This window comes from Methylorubrum podarium, from assembly GCF_022179745.1.
In the GTDB taxonomy this organism is placed as follows: domain Bacteria; phylum Pseudomonadota; class Alphaproteobacteria; order Rhizobiales; family Beijerinckiaceae; genus Methylobacterium; species Methylobacterium podarium.
In genome coordinates, this window is the sequence record NZ_BPRD01000188.1 from 22,639 (window position 1) to 43,487 (window position 20,849).

The 20,849-nt window shown below is 70.4% G+C and carries 20 protein-coding genes; 6 read left to right on the plus strand and 14 right to left on the minus strand.

What is annotated here, in order from left to right; all coding sequences use genetic code 11:
- Positions 1-82: 82 nt before the first annotated feature.
- The 4 genes from MFF42_RS10265 to MFF42_RS10280 all read right to left on the minus strand — a co-directional run bounded on the left by MFF42_RS10265 (position 83) and on the right by MFF42_RS10280 (position 2,650).
- On the minus strand, positions 83-613 hold the full coding sequence (locus tag MFF42_RS10265) for a DUF2937 family protein (RefSeq protein ID WP_238255664.1): 531 nt from the start codon (positions 611-613) through the stop codon (positions 83-85).
- A gap of 67 nt (positions 614-680) precedes the next feature.
- Positions 681-941: a hypothetical protein gene (locus MFF42_RS10270; protein WP_238255665.1), complete on the minus strand. Its 261-nt coding sequence runs from the start codon at positions 939-941 to the stop codon at positions 681-683.
- Positions 942-951: 10 nt separating this feature from the next.
- Positions 952-1,959 (minus strand): WD40 repeat domain-containing protein, encoded by a 1,008-nt coding sequence (locus MFF42_RS10275; RefSeq protein WP_238255666.1) that lies wholly within the window; start codon positions 1,957-1,959, stop codon positions 952-954.
- A gap of 16 nt (positions 1,960-1,975) precedes the next feature.
- Complete coding sequence (locus tag MFF42_RS10280) at positions 1,976-2,650, minus strand: YoaK family protein (RefSeq protein ID WP_238255667.1); 675 nt, start codon at positions 2,648-2,650, stop codon at positions 1,976-1,978.
- Positions 2,651-2,917: 267 nt separating this feature from the next.
- Between MFF42_RS10280 and MFF42_RS10285 the strand changes: the two genes are divergently transcribed.
- Both MFF42_RS10285 and MFF42_RS10290 read left to right on the plus strand, forming a co-directional pair.
- Entirely contained in the window at positions 2,918-3,337 is a 420-nt protein-coding gene (locus MFF42_RS10285; protein WP_238255668.1) for a response regulator, read from the plus strand.
- 37 nt (positions 3,338-3,374) lie between these two features.
- The gene (locus MFF42_RS10290; RefSeq protein ID WP_238255669.1) at positions 3,375-3,719 is read left to right on the plus strand and encodes a photosystem reaction center subunit H; all 345 of its coding nucleotides are present in this window, start codon (positions 3,375-3,377) and stop codon (positions 3,717-3,719) included.
- A 3-nt stretch (positions 3,720-3,722) separates the two neighbouring features.
- Here MFF42_RS10290 and bioD read toward each other — a convergent pair whose 3' ends face one another.
- The 10 genes from bioD to ileS all read right to left on the minus strand — a co-directional run bounded on the left by bioD (position 3,723) and on the right by ileS (position 15,212).
- Positions 3,723-4,403, minus strand: coding sequence for a dethiobiotin synthase (gene bioD / locus MFF42_RS10295; RefSeq protein ID WP_238255670.1), 681 nt, complete (start codon positions 4,401-4,403; stop codon positions 3,723-3,725).
- Between the two features lie 44 nt (positions 4,404-4,447).
- Positions 4,448-5,221, minus strand: a complete 774-nt coding sequence (locus tag MFF42_RS10300; RefSeq protein WP_238255671.1) for a ferredoxin--NADP reductase — start codon at positions 5,219-5,221, stop codon at positions 4,448-4,450.
- Between the two features lie 181 nt (positions 5,222-5,402).
- Positions 5,403-5,834, minus strand: a complete 432-nt coding sequence (locus MFF42_RS10305) for a DUF4431 domain-containing protein (RefSeq protein WP_238255672.1) — start codon at positions 5,832-5,834, stop codon at positions 5,403-5,405.
- 78 nt (positions 5,835-5,912) lie between these two features.
- A complete protein-coding gene (locus MFF42_RS10310; RefSeq protein WP_238255673.1) occupies positions 5,913-6,845 on the minus strand; it encodes a ring-cleaving dioxygenase in 933 nt (310 codons plus the stop codon).
- Positions 6,846-6,927: 82 nt separating this feature from the next.
- Complete coding sequence (locus MFF42_RS10315; protein ID WP_238255674.1) at positions 6,928-7,335, minus strand: type II toxin-antitoxin system HicB family antitoxin; 408 nt, start codon at positions 7,333-7,335, stop codon at positions 6,928-6,930.
- Between the two features lie 375 nt (positions 7,336-7,710).
- Positions 7,711-8,994, minus strand: a complete 1,284-nt coding sequence (locus MFF42_RS10320; protein WP_238255675.1) for a M16 family metallopeptidase — start codon at positions 8,992-8,994, stop codon at positions 7,711-7,713.
- A 74-nt stretch (positions 8,995-9,068) separates the two neighbouring features.
- On the minus strand, positions 9,069-10,451 hold the full coding sequence (locus MFF42_RS10325) for a M16 family metallopeptidase (protein ID WP_238255676.1): 1,383 nt from the start codon (positions 10,449-10,451) through the stop codon (positions 9,069-9,071).
- A gap of 192 nt (positions 10,452-10,643) precedes the next feature.
- Positions 10,644-11,336, minus strand: a complete 693-nt coding sequence (locus MFF42_RS10330) for a hypothetical protein (protein ID WP_238255677.1) — start codon at positions 11,334-11,336, stop codon at positions 10,644-10,646.
- A 167-nt stretch (positions 11,337-11,503) separates the two neighbouring features.
- A complete protein-coding gene (gene lspA, locus MFF42_RS10335) occupies positions 11,504-12,019 on the minus strand; it encodes a signal peptidase II (RefSeq protein WP_238255678.1) in 516 nt (171 codons plus the stop codon).
- Between the two features lie 217 nt (positions 12,020-12,236).
- Complete coding sequence (gene ileS / locus MFF42_RS10340; RefSeq protein WP_238255679.1) at positions 12,237-15,212, minus strand: isoleucine--tRNA ligase; 2,976 nt, start codon at positions 15,210-15,212, stop codon at positions 12,237-12,239.
- A gap of 510 nt (positions 15,213-15,722) precedes the next feature.
- Between ileS and MFF42_RS10345 the strand changes: the two genes are divergently transcribed.
- From MFF42_RS10345 to thrS, 4 genes are all read left to right on the plus strand, one after another.
- The gene (locus MFF42_RS10345) at positions 15,723-17,111 is read left to right on the plus strand and encodes a dicarboxylate/amino acid:cation symporter (protein ID WP_238255680.1); all 1,389 of its coding nucleotides are present in this window, start codon (positions 15,723-15,725) and stop codon (positions 17,109-17,111) included.
- A gap of 22 nt (positions 17,112-17,133) precedes the next feature.
- Positions 17,134-18,036, plus strand: a complete 903-nt coding sequence (locus tag MFF42_RS10350) for an ROK family protein (protein ID WP_238255681.1) — start codon at positions 17,134-17,136, stop codon at positions 18,034-18,036.
- Positions 18,033-18,803, plus strand: coding sequence for a hypothetical protein (locus MFF42_RS10355; protein WP_238255682.1), 771 nt, complete (start codon positions 18,033-18,035; stop codon positions 18,801-18,803). The genes MFF42_RS10350 and MFF42_RS10355 overlap by 4 nt, the downstream gene beginning before the upstream one ends.
- Positions 18,804-19,122: 319 nt before the next feature.
- On the plus strand, positions 19,123-20,849 hold a 1,727-nt coding region (gene thrS / locus MFF42_RS10360), incomplete at its 3' end, for a threonine--tRNA ligase (protein ID WP_238255683.1).

Sequence of the window (20,849 nt, forward strand, 5' to 3'; positions counted from 1 at the left end):
CATCATCCCGAAACGTGGTTTGCGGCTTTCGGAAAAAGACGATCCGACACGAAGAGCCTGGAGCGTCGGCGCCGGATCTGGATCAGACCGGCGTGGTCTCGGGCCGCGTCCGCCGACGGCGGCGGGCGAGGTGGCGGCCGACATCGCTGGTGACACGCCAGCCGCCCCAGGCCGCGAGGAAGCCGAGCAGGCCGGCGACGAGGCCGTCCGCCGTGGTCGGGACCGCCGGCTGGTAGTCGCGGTAGGCGGCGCGGGCGATGTCCATGTCGGGGTCGCGGGCGATCACCGTGAGGCGCCCGAGCGGGCTCGCCGCCGTATCGAGGGCGAGCTTCTGCGCCTCCAGCCGCTTCAGCCGCTCGACGTCGGTTCGGGCCGACTCGCCGCGCCGGGCGATGAAGGCGTCCGGATTGGTCCGCAGGAGCGCCAGCGCCTCGTCGCGGCTGCGGCCGGTGGCCTTCGCGTCGGCGTCGAGGGAGGCGATGGAGCGGCGCAGCTCGTCAAGCGCCCCGCCGAGGCGCTGGGTGTATTGCTGGGCGAATTCCGGCGCCTGCGCGGCGATGACCGCCGCGAGCAGTCCGAAGGCGAGGCCGAGCGTGCGGACGACACGGAACACGTGAGAACCTCCTTCGGGCGCCTGCGGAGTTTGTAGGGCGGTCCGCGTCTCCGGGGAGGGCCGGCGGTCACGCTTGAGCGAGGGCGGCCGCCACGTCCGCCGCGCTCAGCGCGTCGAGCGCGCCGGCGATCTTCACGGCCCGCGTCCTCTCGCCGGGCGGGAAGATCAGGACCACTGTCTCGGTGCCGGGACAGGCCGGGTCGGCGCAGACGATCTCGCTCACCGTCATCGCCGTGTCCAGGCCGTAGCCGCCCGCCTCGCGCAGCCACGCCTCCACCCGCCGCCGGGCGGCGGCGTCGGGCTTCGGCGCGCGTCCGAACAGGGCCACGGGGCGGGCGTCAGGCCGGGAGGGTGAGGAGGCCGGCCCGCCCGTCGGCGCAGCCGAAGGCGAGGCGGCCGCCGGTGGCGTCCCAGGCGAGCGCCGAGATCGCGCTGCCCTTCACCGCCGGGCGCACCAGGAGCTCCGAGGCGTCGGTGAAGCGCACCAGCAGCACGCAGCCGTCCTCGTAGCCAATCGCCAGGACCGGCGCCTTCGGGTGGAACGCCACGCGCGAGACCCGCGCCGGCCGCACGCCGCATTCCCGCGGCGCCTTGCCGGTGGGGCCCTCCTTCGAGTCGAACGGCCAGACGATGGCGGCCTCGGCGCCGCTGGTGGCGAGCCACTTGCCGTCCGCCGACCACGAGAGCGAGCGCACCTTGGCCGGGTAGCCCGACATCCGCATATGGCCGCGGTCGGGCTGGAGGCGCCAGCCGTGGAGCGCGTTCTCCTGCATGGTCGAGACGACGAAGCGGCCGTCGGGCGACCACGTCACGTCGAGATGCGAGCCCTTCCACTCGATGAATTCCGGCGGGGTCTCAAGGTTCGGATACCAGAGGCTGACCCCGTTGTAGTGGGCCACCGCCAGCCGGTAGCCCTTCGGCGCGAAGGCGAGGCCCCGGCCGGTGGAGGGCGCCGTGAAGGTCTTTTCGCGCCCCTTGGCGTCGCGGGCGACGATCGCGCGCCCGGAGGCAAAGGCGACCGATCCGTCACTGTGCAGCGCGAATGCGTCGATCCAGCCGCCGCCCTTGGCCCGCGCCAGTTCGCTCGTCTGGCCGTTCGCCTCCGTCGCGACCACGCGGCCGTCGTCGCCCCCGCTCACCAGCCGGACGCCGTCGCCGGCCGCCACGAGGATGCCGCTGTCCGGGTGGGCGGGAACGGTCTCGGTCGCGCCGTCGCGGACCAGCAGCACGCCGCCATCGGCGAGCGCCAGGGCCAGGGTCCCCTTGAGCCAGTGGGCGGCGGTGACGTGGGCGCCGGCGGCGATGTCCGCGACGTGATCGGTGAGGGAGGGAGCGGAGACGCTCATGCCGGAGGGGCCTTCTTCAGATCTTGGTCAGTGCCACCGGCGGCTGCCGGGTGACGAGGGCGAACAGGCTCGCGGCCAGGCATAGACCGGCCGCGATGCAAGCGGGAATCGCGAGCGCCGCGATCCCGAGATGCGTATGGGCGACGGTGCCCGCAACCGCTCCGACGAGGAGCGAGAGCCAGACCGAGCCGTCGCCGACCCATCCCAGCCGCGGCCCCCTGCCGGCAAGCGCCAGCGCCGCCTTCTGCCCGAACGCGAACAGCGCGCCCGTGACGAAGGTGGTGCCGGCGCGGAAGCCCTGGACATGGGCGAGCACCGCGTTCTGCCCGCCCATGGCGAGCGCCAGGAACAGCGAGGCCACGCCGACATGGGCATGCTCGGCCGCCAGGGCGAAAGCCGCGCTGAGCGCCGCGGCCTCCAGGCCGAGCACCGTCGGCGTGACCCAGCGCGTCGGGCAGAGGGCGGCGATGGCCCCGCCCGAGACCGCGCCGACGAGGAAGGCGGCGATCAGCAGTGCGGGCAGCACGGCGGCGAGGGGCTCGCTGTGGCCGAGCGCGACGGCGAGCTGGGTCGTGTTCCCGCTCATGAGCGAGGTGTAGAGGCCGCCGAGCCGGATGAAGCCGAGCGCGTCCACGAAGCCGGCGAGCGCAGTGAGCGCGACGCCGAAGCCGATCTGCCAGGGTCGGGTCACGGGGTAGGCACGGTCGTTGAGGCGCTCTTCGAGGGGCGGATCGCCGACGGGGCAAAAGCCGGCTCAATTCGACAAGGAGTGAGGGACGCCACCGCGGCCGGCGCGGCCGGGAGCCGTTCCGGCACCATGCCGTCAAGGTTAACCAATCGGTTACCAAATGCGCGCAAATCGAAGCAATCACGGTGAACGCGGCCCTTCACGGCCCCGTTGGTCCGGCGATCCGCAAGCTCGACCGTTGTTCGAGCACGGGTGAGTTGGAGTTCTGCCATGATCCCCTTCGCTTGCGCCCCCGCCGTCCTGCCCCCGTTCTCCCTGGCGCCGCGCGCCGACACGATCCTCGTGGTGGAGGACGAGTCCTTCGTCTGCGAGCTGGCGACCGAGGCGCTGCTCGACGAAGGCTACCGGGTGCTGACCGCCGCCGACGCGGACGAGGCGGAGGCGATCCTGTCGAGCGAGCAGGTGGACCTGCTCTTCACCGATATCGATCTGGCCCGCAACACGAACGGCATCGCGCTGGCCCGCAGCGCCCGGCGCAGCCTGCCGCGCTTGCCGGTGGTCTACACCTCCGGCGGCCGCGACGGCCTCTCCGCCGCCGAGGCGGTGAACGAGTCGGTGTTCATGCCCAAGCCCTACCGCGCCGCGCAGCTCGTGGCCGTGACCAACGACCTGCTGCGCCACCGCGGCTGAGTTTCAAAAAAACCCGCAACCCACACGAGACGTGACCATGCGTCGCCTGATCGCCTGCGCCTTCCTGATGCTCGCCGCGATGCCGGCAGCCCGAGCCGAATGCGATGTCGAGGATACCGGGCTGGAACCGGCCATCGCGGCGAAGAAGGAGCTTCAGGAAGCGAAGAACGCGCAAATCGTGCGCGATCTGCGGACGCTCCGCGACGCGGCGATCGTGCTCGAGTCCTACGGCTTCCCGGACGAGTGCAAGCGCCTCGTCACCATCGTGAAGGGGCTCGCCGCCAAGCCCGACGACACGATCAAGCGCAGCAGCGACACCGATGAGGAGAAGGCCGAGGAGATCCAGGAATCCCGCGAGCCGAAGGCGCCGCGCGGACGATAGGACTCAGCCGAGGGCAGGCAGGCCGTCCGGGAATTCCCCACCCCGCGTCAGGCAAACGACCGGGACGGCGACGTAGCGGGCGATCTGCCCAGCAACGGTTTCGGCGGGGGTCGGCGCCCCCTCGCTCTCGCTGACCACGATCCCGACGAGCGGGATGCCGTGCGCCCGCAGCGTCTCGACGGCGGTCAGCGCGTGGCTGATCGCGCCGAGATAGCTGCCGGAGACGAGCAGGGCCGGAATGCCTTGGGATTTCAGCCAGTCGAGGCCGGTGGCGGCCTCGGTGATCGGGCTCATCAGCCCGCCGACGCCCTCGATCACCACCGTCTCGCCGCCCTCGGCCTCGGCGAGCCGCGCACCGCACCATCCGACCAGTTCGGAAAGGGCGAGGCTGCGTCCCTCGCGGGCGGCGGCGAGGTCCGGCGCCAGCGGCGCGGCGAAGCGCCAGGGCGAGCAGGCCGCGACCGTCTCGGGCGTCACAGGGAGCCCCTGCACGGCGAGCAGCCGGCCGGTGTCGCTCTCGGCGAAATCGGGATGGTCGAGCGGGGGTACGCCGCTGGCGAGCGGTTTCAGGGCGCGCACCCGCCGGCCCTGCCCGCGCAGGCGGCGGACGAGGGCGGCGGTGGTGTAGGTCTTGCCGATCTCGGTGCCGGCGCCGACGACGAACAGGGCGGGCGGAGGGGTCATGTCGGGTGCGGCGCCCGCCGTTCCTCAGCGAACCGTCGAAAACCTCACTTCTCGACGAAGGCCTTCTCGATGACGTAGTGGGCCGCCTCGCCGTGGTTGCCCTCCTCGTAGCCGAGGCCGGTCAGCATCTCGCGGGTGTCCTTGATCATCTCCGGCGAGCCGCAGAGCATGAAGCGGTCGTTCTCGATCGACATGGGCGGCAGGCCGATATCCTCGAACAGCTTGCCCGAGGTCATCAGATCGGTGATCCGGCCGCGGTTGCGGAACGGCTCGCGGGTGACGGTCGGGTAGTAGATCAGCTGGTTGGCGATCATCTCGCCGAGGAACTCGTGGCGAGGCAGGGTCTCGGTGATGGTCTCGCCGTAGGCCAGCTCTTGCACCTGACGGCAGCCATGGACCAGCACGACCTTCTCGAAGCGGTCGTAGGTCTCCGGGTCCTTGATGATCGACAGGAAGGGGGCGAGCCCCGTGCCGGTGCCGAGCAGGTAGAGGTTCTTTCCGGGCAGGAGGTTGTCGAGCACGAGCGTGCCGGTCGGCTTCTTGCCGACCATGATCGGGTCGCCGACCTTGAGGTGCTGGAGCTTCGAGGTGAGCGGACCGTTCGGCACCTTGATGGAGAAGAACTCCAGCTCCTCCTCGTAATTGGCCGAGACGACCGAGTAGGCGCGCAGCAGCGGCCGGCCCTCGACCTCGATGCCGATCATCGTGAACTCGCCGTTGCGGAAGCGGAACGAGGGATCGCGCGTCGTGCGGAAGGAGAAGAGCGTGTCGGTCCAGTGATGGACGGAGAGGACGCGCTCCTCGTTGTACTTGCTCATCGGCCGCAGGTTTCCCGATTCTCGAAGCGTCGAAAGCGGGCTCTTCTCGCAGTTGCAGCATCCGCGTCAAGACGCAGCGCTGCCACAGCGCACCGAATGTGGGTTTGTCTGGAACTGTTCTTGAATCCGGCGCATGGCTGCCCCGGCAAGGGTGCATCGCCGGATCGGCATGGATCGGCCGTCAGCGGGCTTTTTCGACCCGCACCTCGCTCATCACGAGCGGTGTGTGGTGATGGCCCGTAAGCGCCGCGAAGACATTGCCGGAGACGCGCACCGCGCGACCGGGGGTGACTCCCAGTTCCTTGCGCGTGGCGGCGAGCTGCACCGCCCGGACACCTGACACCGCCTCGTCGAGCACGGACGTGTCGGCCTTGTTCGCCTCCATGCAGATCGGCTTGGGCAGAAGCAACACCAGGACGGTATCGGGTGCATCGCCCTGGGCCACGCTCTCGTAGTTCGGGATCCCCGGATAGGTCTTGACCACCAGCTTGCCCGAAAGGGTCAGACGTTCGGTGTAGCGGAAACAGGGGGCTGCCGCCGCAGGGCCCGCCGCCACGCAAAGCGAGACGGCACTCGCCAGTGCGAGAAGGACCTTGGTCGTCGCGCCCCGCATCGCCTTCTTCCTCACGTCGAACCGACCCGAAACACAACCGTAGCATGATTCGCGATCGGCTCGCGGGGCGGACCGGCCCTAGAGCGGCTTCAACCCCGCCTCGATCTCGGCCCGGCGCGGTTCGAGGAAGGGCGGCAGGGCGAGGCGCTCGCCGAGGGTCTCCATCGGCTCGTCGGTGGCGAAGCCCGGCCCGTCGGTGGCGATCTCGAACAGGATGCCGTTCGGCTCGCGGAAATACAGGCTGCTGAAATAGTAGCGATCGACAGGGCCGCTGGACGGAATGCGCCGCTGCTTGAGGCGGTCGGCCCAGGCCTCGTAGTCGGCGTCCGGGATGCGGAAGGCGACGTGGTGGACGGCGCCGGCCCCCTGGCGCGCCGGCCTGCTCGTGTCCTTGAGAAGCTGGACCTCGGCGGCCGGACCGCCCGCGCCGGTCTCGAATACGGTCACCTCGCCCTCGGGCAGTTCGAAGGTGCGGGCGCGGCGGAAGCCGAGGATCTGCGTCAGAACGGCCTCGGTGCGCTCGGGCTGCGAGACCGCGAGGCGGATCGGGCCGAGGCCCCGGATCTGGTGCTCCGGCGGCACCGGACTGCCGTCCCAGGGATGCGCCTCGCCCGCCCCGCCGTCATCGACGAGGCCGAGGCGCTGGCCCTCGCCGTCCTCGAAGTCGAGGGTGAGGCGCCCGTCCCGCTCGATCGCCGGATGGTGGGTCACGCCCTGGCGGCCGAGATGCTCGCGCCACCAGTCGAAGCTCGCCGCGCCGCCGACGCGCAGCAGGGTGCGCGCGATGCTGTCGGTGCCGCGCTGCTCGGGCGGCGCCGGCCAGTCGAAGAAGGTGATGTCGGTGCCGGGCGAGGCGCGCCCGTCGGCATAGAACAGGTGATAGGCCGAGACGTCGTCCTGGTTGACGGTCTTCTTGACGAGCCTGAGCCCCAGCACGCGGGTGTAGAAGGCGAGGTTGTCGGCCGCCCGCCCCGTGATGGCGGTGACGTGGTGGAGTCCGGTGAGCTGCATCGTGGAGGACCTCGCGCGGGGAGCGGGTTCGGCCTCCACCAGATAGGCGGTTTGGGCGCGGACCCAAGGCGATGTCCGAGGATCAGGCCACCATGGAGGTCAGCCGGGCCTTGGCAGCCTGAGCCAGAAAGCCGGATCGGCTCTCGCCGGCCGCCTCGGCCGCGCGGTCGATGCGCTTGAGCAGACTTTCCTCGACCGAGATGTTCACCCGCACGGCCCGTCCCGGCAGATCGACCTCGATCAGGCCGATCATCGCGTCCCTGCTCTCCGCGACGAAAACGGGGTCGCCGCGCAGTTCTTCGAGCGAGCGCGCCCGCGGGACCGGCTCGCCGTCCTCCACCAAGCCGCCGACATGGAAGGCCAGCATCTCGGCGGACTTGCGGTAGAGCTCATCGAGATCGTCCGCGCCCGTCGTCGCGCCGGGAAAATCCGGGAAGGACGCGCCGTAATTGCCGGCCTCGCCGTGAATCAGCATGACGACCCGGGTCATCGGCTTCCCTTTCCCTCCCCTCGGAGCAGCTCCACTCTCACCATGTCGTCATGCCTATCCAGGCAACGATCGAGGCATTGTCGCGCAGGCGGATCAGCGGATCACCTGGGCTGATAACACGGCCAAAAGAACGACACCGACGGAATGTATCCGCGTCTGAAGCTCACCAATGTTCGTCATTCCGGGGCGCCGCAGGCGAACCCGGAATCCACGACTGGCCTCGACATCAAATTCTCACCGCGCATCACGGATGGATCCCGGGTTCCGCGACGCGGCCCCGGGATGACGGAAACGGTTGCTCAATGAAAAAAAGATAAGGCCGGCAACGCGTCCCCGCGTGCCGGCCTCGTTCGAACCCGCTTCGGGGTAACCTGCTTACAACCCCGTCGGCCGCCCCGCGGCGACCACCAGCATCCGGCCGTCGCCCAGCGTGCGGGCGCCGGCCCGGCGGATGTCGGCCTGGGTCACGCTCGCCACGAGGTCGTTGCGGCGGGCGATGTAGTCCATGCCGAGTCCCTCGAAGGCGATCTGCACGAGCTGGTTGGCGATCTTGGTCGAGGTGTCGAAGCCGAGAGCGTAGGAACCGGTCAGGTAGTCCTTGGCCTTCTGCAGCTCCTCGTCGGACGGGCCGTCGGTGATGAGGCGGTGGATCTCGTCGCCGATCACGTCGAGGGCCTCGACCACGCGCTCGTTCTTGGTGGCGGTGTAGCCCCAGGTCATGGCGACCGCCCGGTGCGAGGTGAGCGAGGTGCCGACCGAGTAGGCCAGCCCGCGCTTCTCGCGCACCTCCTGAAACAGGCGCGAGGTGAAGGCGCCGCCGCCCAGGATGTGGTTCAGCACGTAGGCCGGGATGAAGTCGGGGTCGCGCCAGGCCACGCCGGGGAGGCCGAAGCGGATCACCGATTGCGGCACGTCGAGATCGACGACGATGCGCCGGCCGAGCTCGTTGATCGCTGTCGGCGGCACGGATTTCAGCGGGCCGGCCTCGGGCAGGCCCCCGAAGGCCTGCGCGATCATCCCGGTGATCCCCGCCTCGTCGAAGGCGCCGACGGCGGCGACCTTCAGGCCGCCGCGGCCGATCACGGCGCGGTGCATCGCCACGAGGTCGTCGCGGGTGATCGCCGACAGGGTCTCGACGGTGCCGGCGGACGGGCGCCCGTAGGCATGGCCCGGGAACGCCTCGCGGAAGTAGCGGCGGGAGGCGAGCACGCCGGGATCGTTCTGCTGGTAGCGCAGGCCGGCGATCATCTGCGCCCGCACCCGCTCGATGGCGGCCGGGTCGAAGCGCGGCTCGGCGAGCGCCAGGGTGAGCAGGCGGATCGCCTCGTCGGCGTGCTTCGTCAGGGTCTTGAGCGAGCCGCCGATGGAATCGGGACCGGTATGGAAGCTCAGCTCGATGGCGCGGGCCGCCAGCGCCTCCTGGAAGGCGTCGGAATCGAGGTCGCCCGCGCCCTCGTCGAGCAGCCGCGCCATCATCTGCGCGGTGCCCGCCTTGCCCTCCGCGTCCTGCGCCGCACCGCCCTCGAAGGTGAAGGAGAGCGCGATCATCGGCACCACCGGCGAGGCGACGTGCCAAGCCTCGATGCCGGGGGCGGCCGCGAGCGGCAGCGCCTGGGTCGGCGTGGTCGCGGTGCGGGTGCCGGTCTCGGCGAGATTCATCGGAAGTTCCTTGGAAAGCGTCTTTTCGCGAACGGCGCCGCCGGCCTTCCGGCGGCGCGGAGAATCGGGTGGCGTCAGGCCGTCGTGACGTCCGTCTCGCGGGCCTTGGTGAGGTAGCCGGTCACCGAGCGGGCGGGCACGAGGTAGCGGGCGGCGACCGCCACCAGCCGGTCGCGGGTCACTGCCTCGATCTCGGTCGGCCAAGCGCGCACCTCCTCGACGGTCTCGCCGATGGCGAGCGCCGAGCCGTAGATGCGGGCGAGCGAGGACTGCGAGTCGGAGGAGTAGACCGTCTCGGCCACGAGCCGGATCTTGGCCCGCTCGATCGCCACCGGGTCGAGCGCCTCGGGGGCACGGCGCAGCACGCGGTCGACGTGCTCCTCCAGGGCCTCGAGGGTCACGCCCTCGGCCGGCACGGCGTAGACGGCGAACCGCGTCTCGTCGATGGCCGAGCCCATGTACCAGGCGCCGGCATTCACCGCGACGCCCATCTCCAGCACCAGCTTGCGGTAGAGGAACGAGGTCGCGCCGCCGCCGATCACCTCGGCCAGCAGTTCGAGCGCGTGGCCCTCGCCGTCGCGGGCGGTCATGCAGGAGGGGGTGAGGTAGAGCCGCTGGAAGGTCGGCTGCTCGACCTTCGGGTCGGCCACCGCGATGCGGCGCATCGCCCGCGGCTCCGGCTCGCGCGGGCGGGTCCGGAGCGGCCGCGCGCCCTGCGGCGCGACCCGGCCGTAGGTGTCCTCGGCCAAGCGCCGCACCTCGTCGGGCGTGACGTCGCCGGCCACCACGAGGATCGCGTTCTCGGGGGTGTAGAAGCGCTTGTAGTAGTCGATGGCGTGGCCGCGGTTCAGTTCCTCGATCTCGTGCATCCAGCCGATGATCGGGATGCCGTAGGGGTGGTGCACGAACAGCGAGGCGGCCATCGCCTCGGAGAGCTGCGCCGACGGGTCGGTCTCGACCCGCATCCGGCGCTCCTCCAGCACCACGTCGCGCTCCGGCGCCACCACGGCATCGTCGAGGACGAGGCCGCCCATGCGGTCGGCCTCGAAAGCCATCATCGTCGAGAGATGGTCGCGGGCGACGCGCTGGAAGTAGGCGGTGTAGTCGTAGCTGGTGAAGGCGTTCTCCTGGCCGCCGAGCGACGAGACCGCCTTCGAGAAGGCGCCGGCCGGATGCTTCTCCGTGCCCTTGAACATCAGGTGTTCGAGGAAGTGGGCGATGCCGGACTGGCCGATCGGATCATCCGCCGAGCCGTTGCGGTACCAGATCATGTGGGTGGCGACCGGCGCCCGGTGGTCGGGCACCACCACCACGTCGAGGCCGTTGTCGAGCACGAAGGCGGAGACCTCCGGGCCGCCGGCCTCGGAGCGCCCGAACGGGGCGGCATCCACGCGGCCGGCGTGGTTCAGGCCTCGCTGCGGTCCCACGGGCGCGATGGCCTTCCGGTAGAGGTGCATCCTGCTGTCCTTTGCGGGGGCCCTTCCGCCCTCCGCGCTTTCCGTCTCGACGATCCCGGCATTGTCCCGAGATTGGTTGCCGGTGGCAAATCCCGTACCGCGCGACGTGTCCGCGCGGTGACGGTCCGTCCGATTGCGTGACGACCGCGCGAGTCCATCGAGGACGACGGACCCGCACGAAGGCGGTGGCGCTCAGCGCCCGGACGGATTCCTGATATAGGCACGCGGATCGGCTTCGTCGCGGTCGTTGATCGGACCACCGACGGGGCCGCCCTGCGGCTTGGCGACCTTGATCGGCGCCTTGCGGTAGCCGGTGGGCGGATCGGTCAGCGTGTCGCGATCGGGCTCGACCAGGGACGGCTCGACCGTCTCGGACTTGCCCTTCAGCAGTTCGAACGGGTTGAGCCAGGTCGAGGTGCGGGTGTCGCCCTCGCCGGGGGTGTTGGCCGGTCCGGTCAGGGCGCCGGCGCCGGCGCGGCGACCGGCCTCCAGCTCGTAGACCGAGAGCGTCTCGTTGTTGTCGTTCATGCGCCCCTGCGCGCCGCGCACGATCGGCTTCTTCGCCTCGACGGCGGCCCGCTCGCGCTGGATCAGTTCGGGGTCCTTCGGCCAGGCCGGATCGGCCTGGCGGGCCCGCGGCACGGGCAGGCCGGCGGTCAGGTCCTCCTTGCCGCCGAGCTTGGGCGGCATGGCGAGCGGCGCGCGCTCGCGATAGGTGATCGCGGGGCGTTCCGGCTCGATCAGGCCGAGATTGCTCAGCGTATCGCGCATGAACTCGCCCTCGGCGCGGGCCGCGCCGACCGCAAGGCAGGGCAGCAGGGCCGCACCCAAGGCAAGGGGCCGGATCGTTCCGAAAGCCCGCGAGACGCTGCGCCGCCCGTTCATGCCAATTTCCCCAAGGTTTCAAAGACCGGCTCCGCCCGCTTTTCATCCGGGGCAGTCAGCCGGACGGCGATTCAACGTGAATCGCGGACCGAGACCTTCGGAACCGAGGTGAGCCGGGTTTCGGGCGAAGGTATGGCGCCTTGACGCGGAGGAGACCGCGCCCCGCCTCAAGGCTGGGGACGGCCGCCGTCCTCCGCGACGTCCGTCGGCGCCCTGCGCCCGGCGGGCCGCAGGCTGTCGAGGATCAGCCCGACGACGCCGGCGACGATGGCCGCATCCGCGACGTTGAACACGTACCAGGACCACGTCCCCGCATGCAGGTGGACGAAGTCGAACACCGCGCCGTAGGCCGCCCGGTCGATGGCGTTGCCGAGGGCGCCGCCGACGATGAGGCCGAGCGCCACGGTGAGCAGCCGCGAGCCGGCCCGGTACATCCACACCGACAGGCCGACGGCGGCGGCGAGCGAGACCCCGACGAGCAGCCAGCGCCCGAGCCCGCCCTCCTGCTGGAACAGGCCGTAGGAGACGCCCCGGTTCCAGACCACGACGAAGTCCGCGAACGGCGCCAGCCGCCAGGGCTGGGTCATCACGAGGTCGGTGCCGAAATAGAGCCAGAGCTTGGAGGCCTGATCGAGAGCCAGCGTGGCGAGGGCCGCGATCAGGCCGGCGCGGAAGGGGGTCATGACGAGACTCGGCCCACGACGCGTTTCCGCTCCCCCCTCTGCGGGGGAGGGTGCCGCGCGGATGCGAGGCGGGAGAGGGGAGCGACGGCGAAGGATGAAGCGCCCGCCATCCGACGCTCCGCATCGTCCAGCAGCCGGGCTCCCCTCACCCGACCCCCTTCGGGGGCCACCCTCTCCCACGGAGGGGAGAGGGGGCGTTCGCGGTTCGCGGTGCGCCTCACGCCGCCCCCGGATGCGCCGCATCCCACTCGCGCAGGGCCGCCGCGTCGCGCGGCGTCACGTCGGGATAGTCGCGGTCGAGCCCGACCTCCGGGGTGACCCGCCAGGAGCGGGCGCATTTGCGGCCCGCGGCGCGCTCGGGCACCACCGCCACGCCCTTCACCTCGTCGAGGCGGAAGGCGTCGGCCGGTCCCTCGCCGGCGCGGACCGTGATCGCCGAGGTGATGCAGATGTCGGCGAAGTCGACGCCGTCGAGCGCCCCGAGCAGGTCGGCGTCGGACACGTAGACGGTCGGCGCCGCCTCCAGGCTCGCGCCGATGCGCTTGGCGGCGCGCTCGATCTCGAGCGCCCCGGTGACGACGCGGCGCACCTTGCGCACCTTCTGCCAGCGGGCGGCCAGCGCGTCGTCGCGCCATTCCGTGGGCGTCTCCGGCAGGGTCTGGAGATGCACCGAGCCGTCTTCCGACGGGTAACGGTCGAGCCATGCCTCCTCCGCCGTGAAGGCGAGGAAGGGCGCGAGCCAGATCGTGACCCGGCGGAACGCCGCGTCGATCACCTGGAGCGCGGCGCGGCGCGTCACCGAGGAGATCGGGTCGCAGTAGAGCGCGTCCTTGCGCACGTCGAAGTAGAAGGCCGAGAGGTCGCCGGTCATGAAGCCGTTGAGCAGCGCCACGATCCGCTTGGTGTCGAAGGCGGCGTAGGCCTCGCGGATCTCGCCGTCGAGCTGCGCCAGGCGATGCAGGATGAAGCGCTCCAGCTCCGGCATCTCACCGAGCGGCACGTCGTCGTCCGGCACCCGGTGGGCGAGCGAACCGAGCATCCACCGGAGCGAGTTGCGCAGCTTGCGATAGGTCTCGGCGAAGGTTTTGACGATCTCAGGCCCGATGCGCAGGTCGTCGGAATAGTCGGCCGCGGCGACCCAAAGCCGTAAAATGTCGGCGCCCGATTCCTTGATGACGTTCTGCGGCGCGACGACGTTGCCGCGCGACTTCGACATCTTCTCGCCCTTGGCGTCGAGGACGAAGCCGTGGGTGAGCACGACGTCGTAGGGCGCATGGCCCCGCGTGCCGCAGGATTCGAGCAGCGAGGACTGGAACCAGCCGCGGTGCTGGTCGGAGCCCTCCAGGTACATCACCGTGTCGGGCCCGCCATCGACCGCTCGGCGGATGCCGGCGAGGCCGGGAAACGCCTGCGCGTCGTCGAGCACGAAGGCGTGGGTCGAGCCGGAATCGAACCAGACGTCGAGGACGTCCGTCACCTTTTCGTACTTGGCCGGATCGTGCTCGGGCGCCAGGAAGCGCTCGGTGGCGCCGTCGGCAAACCACGCATCCGCGCCCTCGGCGGCAAACGCCTCGGCGATGCGGGCGTTGACCGCCTCGTCGCGCAGCACCTTTCCGGTCTCGCGCTCGACGAAGACGGTGATCGGCACGCCCCAGGCGCGCTGGCGCGAGACCACCCAGTCGGGCCGGCCGGCGACCATGCCGTTGATCCGGTTCTTTCCCTGGGGCGGAACCCACTGCGTCTCCTCGATCGCGTGCAGCGCGGTCTCGCGCAGGGTCCGGTTGCCCAACGCGTCCACCGGCCGGTCCATGGCGATGAACCATTGCGGCGTGTTGCGGAACAGAACCGGCTTCTTGGAGCGCCAGGAATGCGGGTACTGGTGGCGCAGCACGCCGCGGGCGACCAGCGCGCCGACCTCCGTCAGCGCGGCGATGAGCGCCTTGTTGGCGTCGCCCTTCTCGCCCTTGGCGGTGAAGACGAAGCGGCCGGTGAAGCCCGGCGCCTCCTTCGTGAGCATGCCGTCGGCATCGACGGTGTAGGGGATGCGGGTGTCGATCCCGGCTTCCGCGAGGCGGCGGCCGTTGGCCATCCAGACCTCGAAGTCCTCGCGGCCGTGGCTCGGCGCCGTGTGGACGAAGCCGGTGCCGGCCTCGTCGGTGACGTGCTCGCCCTCCAGCATCGGCACCGGGAAGCCGTAGCCGGGATCGAAGGCGTGAAGCGGGTGCGACAGGGTGAGCCCGGCGAGGCTCGCCGCCGGCACGTCGGCCACGCGCTCGAACGCCTCGACGCGGGCGGCCTTGAACACGCCCTCGGCGAGCGCGTCGGCCAGCAGGTAGCTGTCGCCGACCTTGGCCCAATTGTCCTCGGCGGCCTGCGTGACGCGGTAGAGCCCGTAGGCGACCCGCTTCGAGTAGGCGACGGCGCGGTTGGCCGGCAGCGTCCAGGGCGTGGTGGTCCAGATCACGACGCGGGCGCCGGCCAGTTCGGCCGGGGCGCCCGCGCGGATCGGGAAGGCCACGAACACCGTGTCGCTGACATGCTCCTCGTACTCGACCTCGGCCTCGGCGAGCGCGGTCTTCTCCACCACCGACCACATCACCGGCTTCGAGCCGCGGTAGAGCTGGCCCGAGGCCGCGAACTTCATCAGCTCCGCGGCGATGCGCGCCTCGGCGGGATAGGCCATGGTCGAGTAGGGGTGGTCCCAGTCGCCGGTGACGCCGAGCCGCTTGAACTCCTCACGCTGGATGTCCAGCCACTCCGCGGCGAAGGCCCGGCATTGCTGGCGGAATTCCAGCACCGGCACCTCGTCCTTGTTCTTGCCCTTTGCGCGGTACTGCTCCTCGATCTTCCACTCGATCGGCAGGCCGTGGCAGTCCCAGCCCGGCACGTAATTCGCGTCGCGGCCGAGGGCGCCCTGCGAGCGCACCACCACGTCCTTGAGGATCTTGTTGAGCGCGTGGCCGATATGGATGTTGCCGTTGGCGTAGGGCGGTCCGTCATGCAGCACGAAGCGCGGACGACCCTTCGCGGCGGCGCGGATCTTCTCGTAGAGGCCGATGCTCTTCCAGCGCTCCAGCAAGAGCGGCTCGCGGGTGGGCAGCCCCGCGCGCATGGGGAAGTCGGTCTTCGGCAGGAACAGCGTTCGCGAGTAGTCGCGTGCGGCCGCGGGGGCGGCGTTGGTCTGGTCGCTCATGGGTTCGGCAGGATTCTCGTCGCGAGGGACGGCGATAGGGAAACGGGCGGAGGGCTTCACCCGGCATCCGGGGCGGCCGCCGGTGCGGCGCCTTACGCGGAGGCCGGGCCCGTAATTCGCGTCGCGCGGGGGAAGAGGCCGAACATGCCGTGCTTCTAGAGCGCTCCCCCGTCGAGGGGAAGGGCCAACGGCCGGCGCCGGGCGAAAGCCGGCCGGCCGCCGTTGCGGGCCGCTCCGGCCCCCTCGCACGTCTTCCGGACCCACTTCATCCACCGACATCCCTGCGGCATCGGACCGCCCAAGCCTTGCATGGACATCGCATCCTTGCCATCAGCCCCGCCCGTACGGGACCTTGGCAGACCGAAAAGTCGGGCCGGGTCGCCCGAAGCGTCGTCGGTTACAAAGGCGGCGCCGACTACCGGCGTGCGATTGAGCACTGAAATTAAAGAGACTAGCGTCCGCCTAAAGCCGCCCGGGCGAGGCCGCGCAACACGGTATCGGTGAGGAAACATGGCCCATTCCGCAACGCATGATGCGGGCGTGCCCGCCGCGCACGTGCCCTGGTACCGGGTGCTCTACATCCAGGTGCTGATCGCCATCGTGCTCGGCGTCCTGCTCGGCTGGTACAGCCCGAAAACGGGCGTGTCGCTCAAATGGCTCGGCGACGCCTTCATCGCGCTGATCAAGATGCTGATCGCGCCGATCATCTTCTGCACCATCGTCCACGGCATCGCCTCGATCGGCGACCTCAAGAAGGTCGGCCGCGTCGGCCTGAAGGCGCTGATCTACTTCGAGGTGGTCTCCTCCATCGCGCTCCTCGTCGGCATTATCGTCGGCGAGGTCATCCAGCCCGGCGCCGGCTTCGGCGCCGACGTGTCGAAGCTCGATGCCAAGGCGGTCGAGAGCTATGCCAGCAAGGCGGCCGCCGACTCCACCGTCGCTCACATCCTGGCGATCATCCCCAAGAGCTTCTTCGACGCCTTCGCCACCGGCGACCTGCTCCAGGTCCTGCTGATCGCGATCCTGACCGGCGTGGTGCTCACCGGCATGGGCGAGAAGGGCGCCGGCATCACCCGCGGCATCGACGCGGCGGGTCAGGTCTTCTTCCGCATCATCGGCCTCGTGGTGAAGCTCGCCCCCATCGGCGCCTTCGGCGCCATGGCCTTCACCGTGGGCCAGTACGGCATCGGCAAGGTCGTGGACCTCGCCTGGCTGGTCGGCACGTTCTACACCACCTCGCTGCTGTTCATCTTCGTCGTGCTCGGCGGCATCGCGGCTTTCGCCGGCTTCTCGATCATCAAGTTCCTCGCCTACATCAAGGACGAGCTGCTGATCGTGCTCGGCACCTCGTCCTCCGAGACCGTGCTGCCGCACATGATGACCAAGATGAAGCGGCTGGGCGCCTCGGATTCGGTCGTCGGCCTCGTGATCCCGACGGGCTACTCGTTCAACCTCGACGGCACCAACATCTACATGACGCTCACCACCCTGTTCCTGGCGCAGGCGGTGGGCGCCGACCTCTCGGTCGGGCAGTACGCGACGATCTTCCTCGTCGCGATGCTGACCTCGAAGGGCGCTTCGGGCGTGACCGGCGCGGGCTTCATCACGCTCGCCGCGACGCTGGCCGCCATCCCCGGCAACCCGGTGCCGGTGGCGGCGATGACCCTCGTGCTCGGCGTCGACAAGTTCATGTCGGAGTGCCGCGCGCTGACCAACCTCATCGGCAACGGCGTGGCCACCATCGTCGTCTCCCGCTGGGAGGGCGAGCTCGACAAGAAGAAGCTCGCCGAGGTGATGGCGCATCCGGTCGCGATCGGCACCGAGATCTCGGACGAGTCGCCCGAGGGGCCGGGCGAGGATGTGCCGCCCACCGCTCCGAAGGCCGTGGCGGCGCAGTAAACCCGTCTTGGCTTCCGAGCGGTTGCGCATCGGGATCGATCTCGGCGGCACCAAGATCGCCGGGATCGCCCTGGACGCCGACGGGGCGACGCGGGCGGAGACCCGCGTGCCGACCCCGCGCGGCGACTATGCCGGAACCCTCGACGCCATCGCCGGCCTCGTCGCCGCACTGGAGAGGCAGGCCGGCACCGCGGGGGCGAGCGTCGGCGTCGGCATGCCCGGCGCCGTCTCCCGCGCCACGGGCCTGATCAAGAACGCCAACTCGGTCTGGCTCAATGGCAGGCCATTCGTAAAGGATCTCGCCGCCCGGCTCGACCGCCCGGTGCGGGTCGAGAACGACGCCAACTGCCTCGCCGTCTCGGAAGCCGTCGACGGGGCCGGCGCGGGCGAGGCGATCGTCTGGGCGATCATCCTCGGCACCGGCGTCGGCTCCGGGATCGCCCTGCGGGGGCAGGCGCTGACGGGCCGCAACGCCGTCGCCGGGGAGTGGGGCCACAACCCGCTTCCCCAGCCCCGCGACGACGAGCGCCCCGGTCCGGCCTGCTATTGCGGCCGTCACGGCTGCATCGAGACCTGGCTCTCGGGGCCCGGCCTCGCCGCCGACTTTTTCCGCAGTTCCCGCCAGACACGGACCGGGGAAGAGATCGTTGCCGCCGCGCAGTCCGGCGACCGGCCGGCGGCGGACGCGATGGCGCGCTACATCGACCGCCTCGGGCGCGGCATCGCCCACGTGGTCAACATCCTCGACCCCGACGTGATCGTCCTCGGCGGCGGCCTCTCGCGGGTCGAGAGCCTCGTCGCCGCGCTGCCCGAGGCGGTCGCGCCGCACGTCTTCTCCGACGCCTTCGACACGCCGATCCGGGCCAGCCTGCACGGCGACGCCTCGGGCGTGCGCGGGGCGGCATGGTTGTGGAGCACGACATGATCGGCTGGATTCGTCGCCTGTTCGGGCAGGAGCGCCCCTCCCCGCCGCCCATGTCGGCCTCGCCCATGGCGGCCTCGCCCCTGCCGGCCTCGCCTTTGCTGGACTGGGAACCGACGCCGCAGCCGCCGCAAGTGCGCAGCGAGGCGGAGATCGACGCCGTCGAGGCGGCCCTGGAGGGCCTGATCGCCGCCGGCCTGCGGCTCGGCCCCCACTACGAGGGCCAGTCCGTTCGCGCCGTCGCCCGGTCGATGGCGGAGCATCCGGAATTCGCCCTCGGCGACAACAACGAGACCCTGCCGCTGACCGAGCGTGCCCCGGACGCGCTGGCGATCGACATCCTGTGGAGCTACCGCGCCCTGGCGGACGGGATCGAGGACGAGTTCGCCAACGCGGCGATCTTCGTCGATCACTGCTACGACGGCGCCGACGAGGAGCCCTACCGCGCACTCTTCGCCCGCGTGATCGAGATCGCCGGCGTCTGGACCTGCCGCGGCCTCACCGTCTCCCGGGTGCCGGGGCTCGGCCCCTACGGGCACGGCTTCCGCGTCGCGTTCGAGACGGAGCCGCCGATCCCGGCGATCACCTTCCCGGCCGACAAGAACTTCGATTGGAGCCTGCTCGAACAGCTCGACGCGTGCCGGCCAGCGGGTGAGACGCGCCGCTTCCGGATCGCCGCCGACGGCGGGGCGGGGCTGGTGCTGTTCCTCGACGACGCCGAGGCCCGGGCGATCGCCTTGCGCCTCGGCTGGGGGCCGGACGATCTCTGACGGCCGGTCCGAGCCCGTTCTCCGGCAAGCGCCGCGCTCCTCATGCTGAGGCGCCGAGCGAACGCTCGGCCTCGAAGCACGCCGGAACGGTCGATCCTAAGGCACCGGTTAGCCGGGAGAGATGTCGCGGCGTGCTTCGAGGCCGCTGCGCGGCGCCTCAGCATGAGGGGCGGCGCGGAGGCCGGAAAGGGTCCGTCGTCGAAGCTGCGAGAAGCCACGCGGGCTCGAACGTCACGTCAGCATTGACTTCACCCCCGCGCCTTCCGAAAACCCGCCGTCCCCTCCGCGGGGCGTTGCTTCCGAAAAACACGGTCCCATCATGCCCATCCTGACCTTCCCCGACGGCAACACCCGCGCGTACGACGCCGCGGTGACCGGTCGGACCGTGGTGGAGGGCATCGCCAAGTCGCTCGCCAAGCGCACGGTCGCCATGGCGCTCGACGGCACGGTGCGCGACCTCGACGACATCATCGAGCACGACGCTGCGATCGAGTTCCTCTCGCGCGACGACGCGCGGGCGCTCGAACTGATCCGCCACGACTGCGCCCACGTGCTGGCGGAGGCGGTGCAGGCGCTCTGGCCCGGCACCCAGGTGACGATCGGCCCCGTCATCGAGAACGGCTTCTACTACGACTTCGCCAAGGACGAGCCGTTCACGCCCGAGGACTTCCCGAAGATCGAGGCGAAGATGCGCGAGATCATCGCGCGCGATGCCCCGTTCACGAAGGAAGTCTGGACGCGCGACGACGTCAAGAAGCTCTTCGCCGACAAGGGCGAGAGCTACAAGGTCGAGCTGGTGGACGCGATCCCCGCGGGCGAGGATCTGAAGATCTACCGCCAGGGCGAGTGGTTCGACCTCTGCCGCGGCCCGCACATGACCTCGACGGGCAAGGTCGGCACCGCCTTCAAGCTGATGAAGGTCGCCGGCGCCTATTGGCGGGGCGACGCCAACAACCCGATGCTGACGCGCATCTACGGCACGGCCTGGGCGTCTCAAGGAGATCTCGACGCCTACCTGCACCGGCTGGAGGAGGCCGAGCGCCGCGACCACCGGCGCCTGGGCAAGGAGATGGACCTCTTCCACTTCCAGGAGGAGGGGCCCGGCGTCGTGTTCTGGCACGCCAAGGGCTGGACGATCTTCCAGGAGCTGATCGCCTACATGCGCCGCCGCCTGAAAGGCGACTACGCCGAGGTGAACGCGCCGCAGATCCTCGACAAGTCGCTGTGGGAGACCTCCGGCCACTGGGGCTGGTACCGCGAGAACATGTTCGCCGCCCAATCCGCCGGCGAGGAGGCCGAGGACAAGCGCTGGTTCGCCCTGAAGCCGATGAACTGCCCCGGCCACGTGCAGATCTTCAAGCACGGCCTGAAGTCGTACCGCGACCTGCCCCTGCGCATGGCCGAGTTCGGCGTGGTCCACCGCTACGAGCCGTCGGGGGCCATGCACGGCCTGATGCGCGTGCGCGGCTTCACCCAGGACGACGCGCACATCTTCTGCACCGAGGACCAGCTCGCCGCCGAGTGCCTGAAGATCAACGACCTGATCCTCTCGACCTACGCCGATTTCGGCTTCGACCAGATCCTGGTGAAGCTCTCCACGCGCCCCGAGAAGCGCGTCGGCTCCGACGCCCTGTGGGACCATGCGGAAGCCGTCATGACGCGGGTGCTGGCGCAGATCGAGGAGCAGTCGGCGGGGCGGATCAAGACCGCGGTCAATCCCAGCGAGGGCGCCTTCTACGGGCCGAAATTCGAGTACGTGCTGCGCGACGCCATCGGCCGCGACTGGCAGTGCGGCACGACGCAGGTGGACTTCAACCTGCCGGAGCGCTTCGACGCCAGCTACATCGACGCCGACAGCCAGAAGAAGCCGCCGGTGATGATCCACCGCGCCATCTGCGGCTCGATGGAGCGCTTCACCGGCATCCTGATCGAGCATTTCGCGGGGCATTTCCCGCTCTGGCTCGCGCCGGTTCAGGTGGTGGTGGCGACGATCACCAGCGACGCCGATCCTTACGCCCGCGAGGTGGTCCGCGCGCTGGAGCGCGC

Excerpts from the sequence above, each read along its gene's own strand:
- MFF42_RS10310 (WP_238255673.1), bottom strand. The coding sequence starts at position 6,845 with ATGCAGCTCACCGGACTCCACCACGTCACCGCCATCACGGGGCGGGCG.
- MFF42_RS10275 (WP_238255666.1), bottom strand. The coding sequence starts at position 1,959 with ATGAGCGTCTCCGCTCCCTCCCTCACCGATCACGTCGCGGACATCGCC.
- MFF42_RS10330 (WP_238255677.1), bottom strand. The coding sequence starts at position 11,336 with ATGAACGGGCGGCGCAGCGTCTCGCGGGCTTTCGGAACGATCCGGCCC.
- lspA (WP_238255678.1), bottom strand. The coding sequence starts at position 12,019 with ATGACCCCCTTCCGCGCCGGCCTGATCGCGGCCCTCGCCACGCTGGCT.
- bioD (WP_238255670.1), bottom strand. The coding sequence starts at position 4,403 with ATGACCCCTCCGCCCGCCCTGTTCGTCGTCGGCGCCGGCACCGAGATC.
- MFF42_RS10305 (WP_238255672.1), bottom strand. The coding sequence starts at position 5,834 with ATGCGGGGCGCGACGACCAAGGTCCTTCTCGCACTGGCGAGTGCCGTC.
- MFF42_RS10285 (WP_238255668.1), top strand. The coding sequence starts at position 2,918 with ATGATCCCCTTCGCTTGCGCCCCCGCCGTCCTGCCCCCGTTCTCCCTG.
- ileS (WP_238255679.1), bottom strand. The coding sequence starts at position 15,212 with ATGAGCGACCAGACCAACGCCGCCCCCGCGGCCGCACGCGACTACTCG.
- MFF42_RS10355 (WP_238255682.1), top strand. The coding sequence starts at position 18,033 with ATGATCGGCTGGATTCGTCGCCTGTTCGGGCAGGAGCGCCCCTCCCCG.
- MFF42_RS10290 (WP_238255669.1), top strand. The coding sequence starts at position 3,375 with ATGCGTCGCCTGATCGCCTGCGCCTTCCTGATGCTCGCCGCGATGCCG.
- MFF42_RS10325 (WP_238255676.1), bottom strand. The coding sequence starts at position 10,451 with ATGCACCTCTACCGGAAGGCCATCGCGCCCGTGGGACCGCAGCGAGGC.
- MFF42_RS10320 (WP_238255675.1), bottom strand. The coding sequence starts at position 8,994 with ATGAATCTCGCCGAGACCGGCACCCGCACCGCGACCACGCCGACCCAG.
- MFF42_RS10315 (WP_238255674.1), bottom strand. The coding sequence starts at position 7,335 with ATGACCCGGGTCGTCATGCTGATTCACGGCGAGGCCGGCAATTACGGC.
- MFF42_RS10300 (WP_238255671.1), bottom strand. The coding sequence starts at position 5,221 with ATGAGCAAGTACAACGAGGAGCGCGTCCTCTCCGTCCATCACTGGACC.
- MFF42_RS10345 (WP_238255680.1), top strand. The coding sequence starts at position 15,723 with ATGGCCCATTCCGCAACGCATGATGCGGGCGTGCCCGCCGCGCACGTG.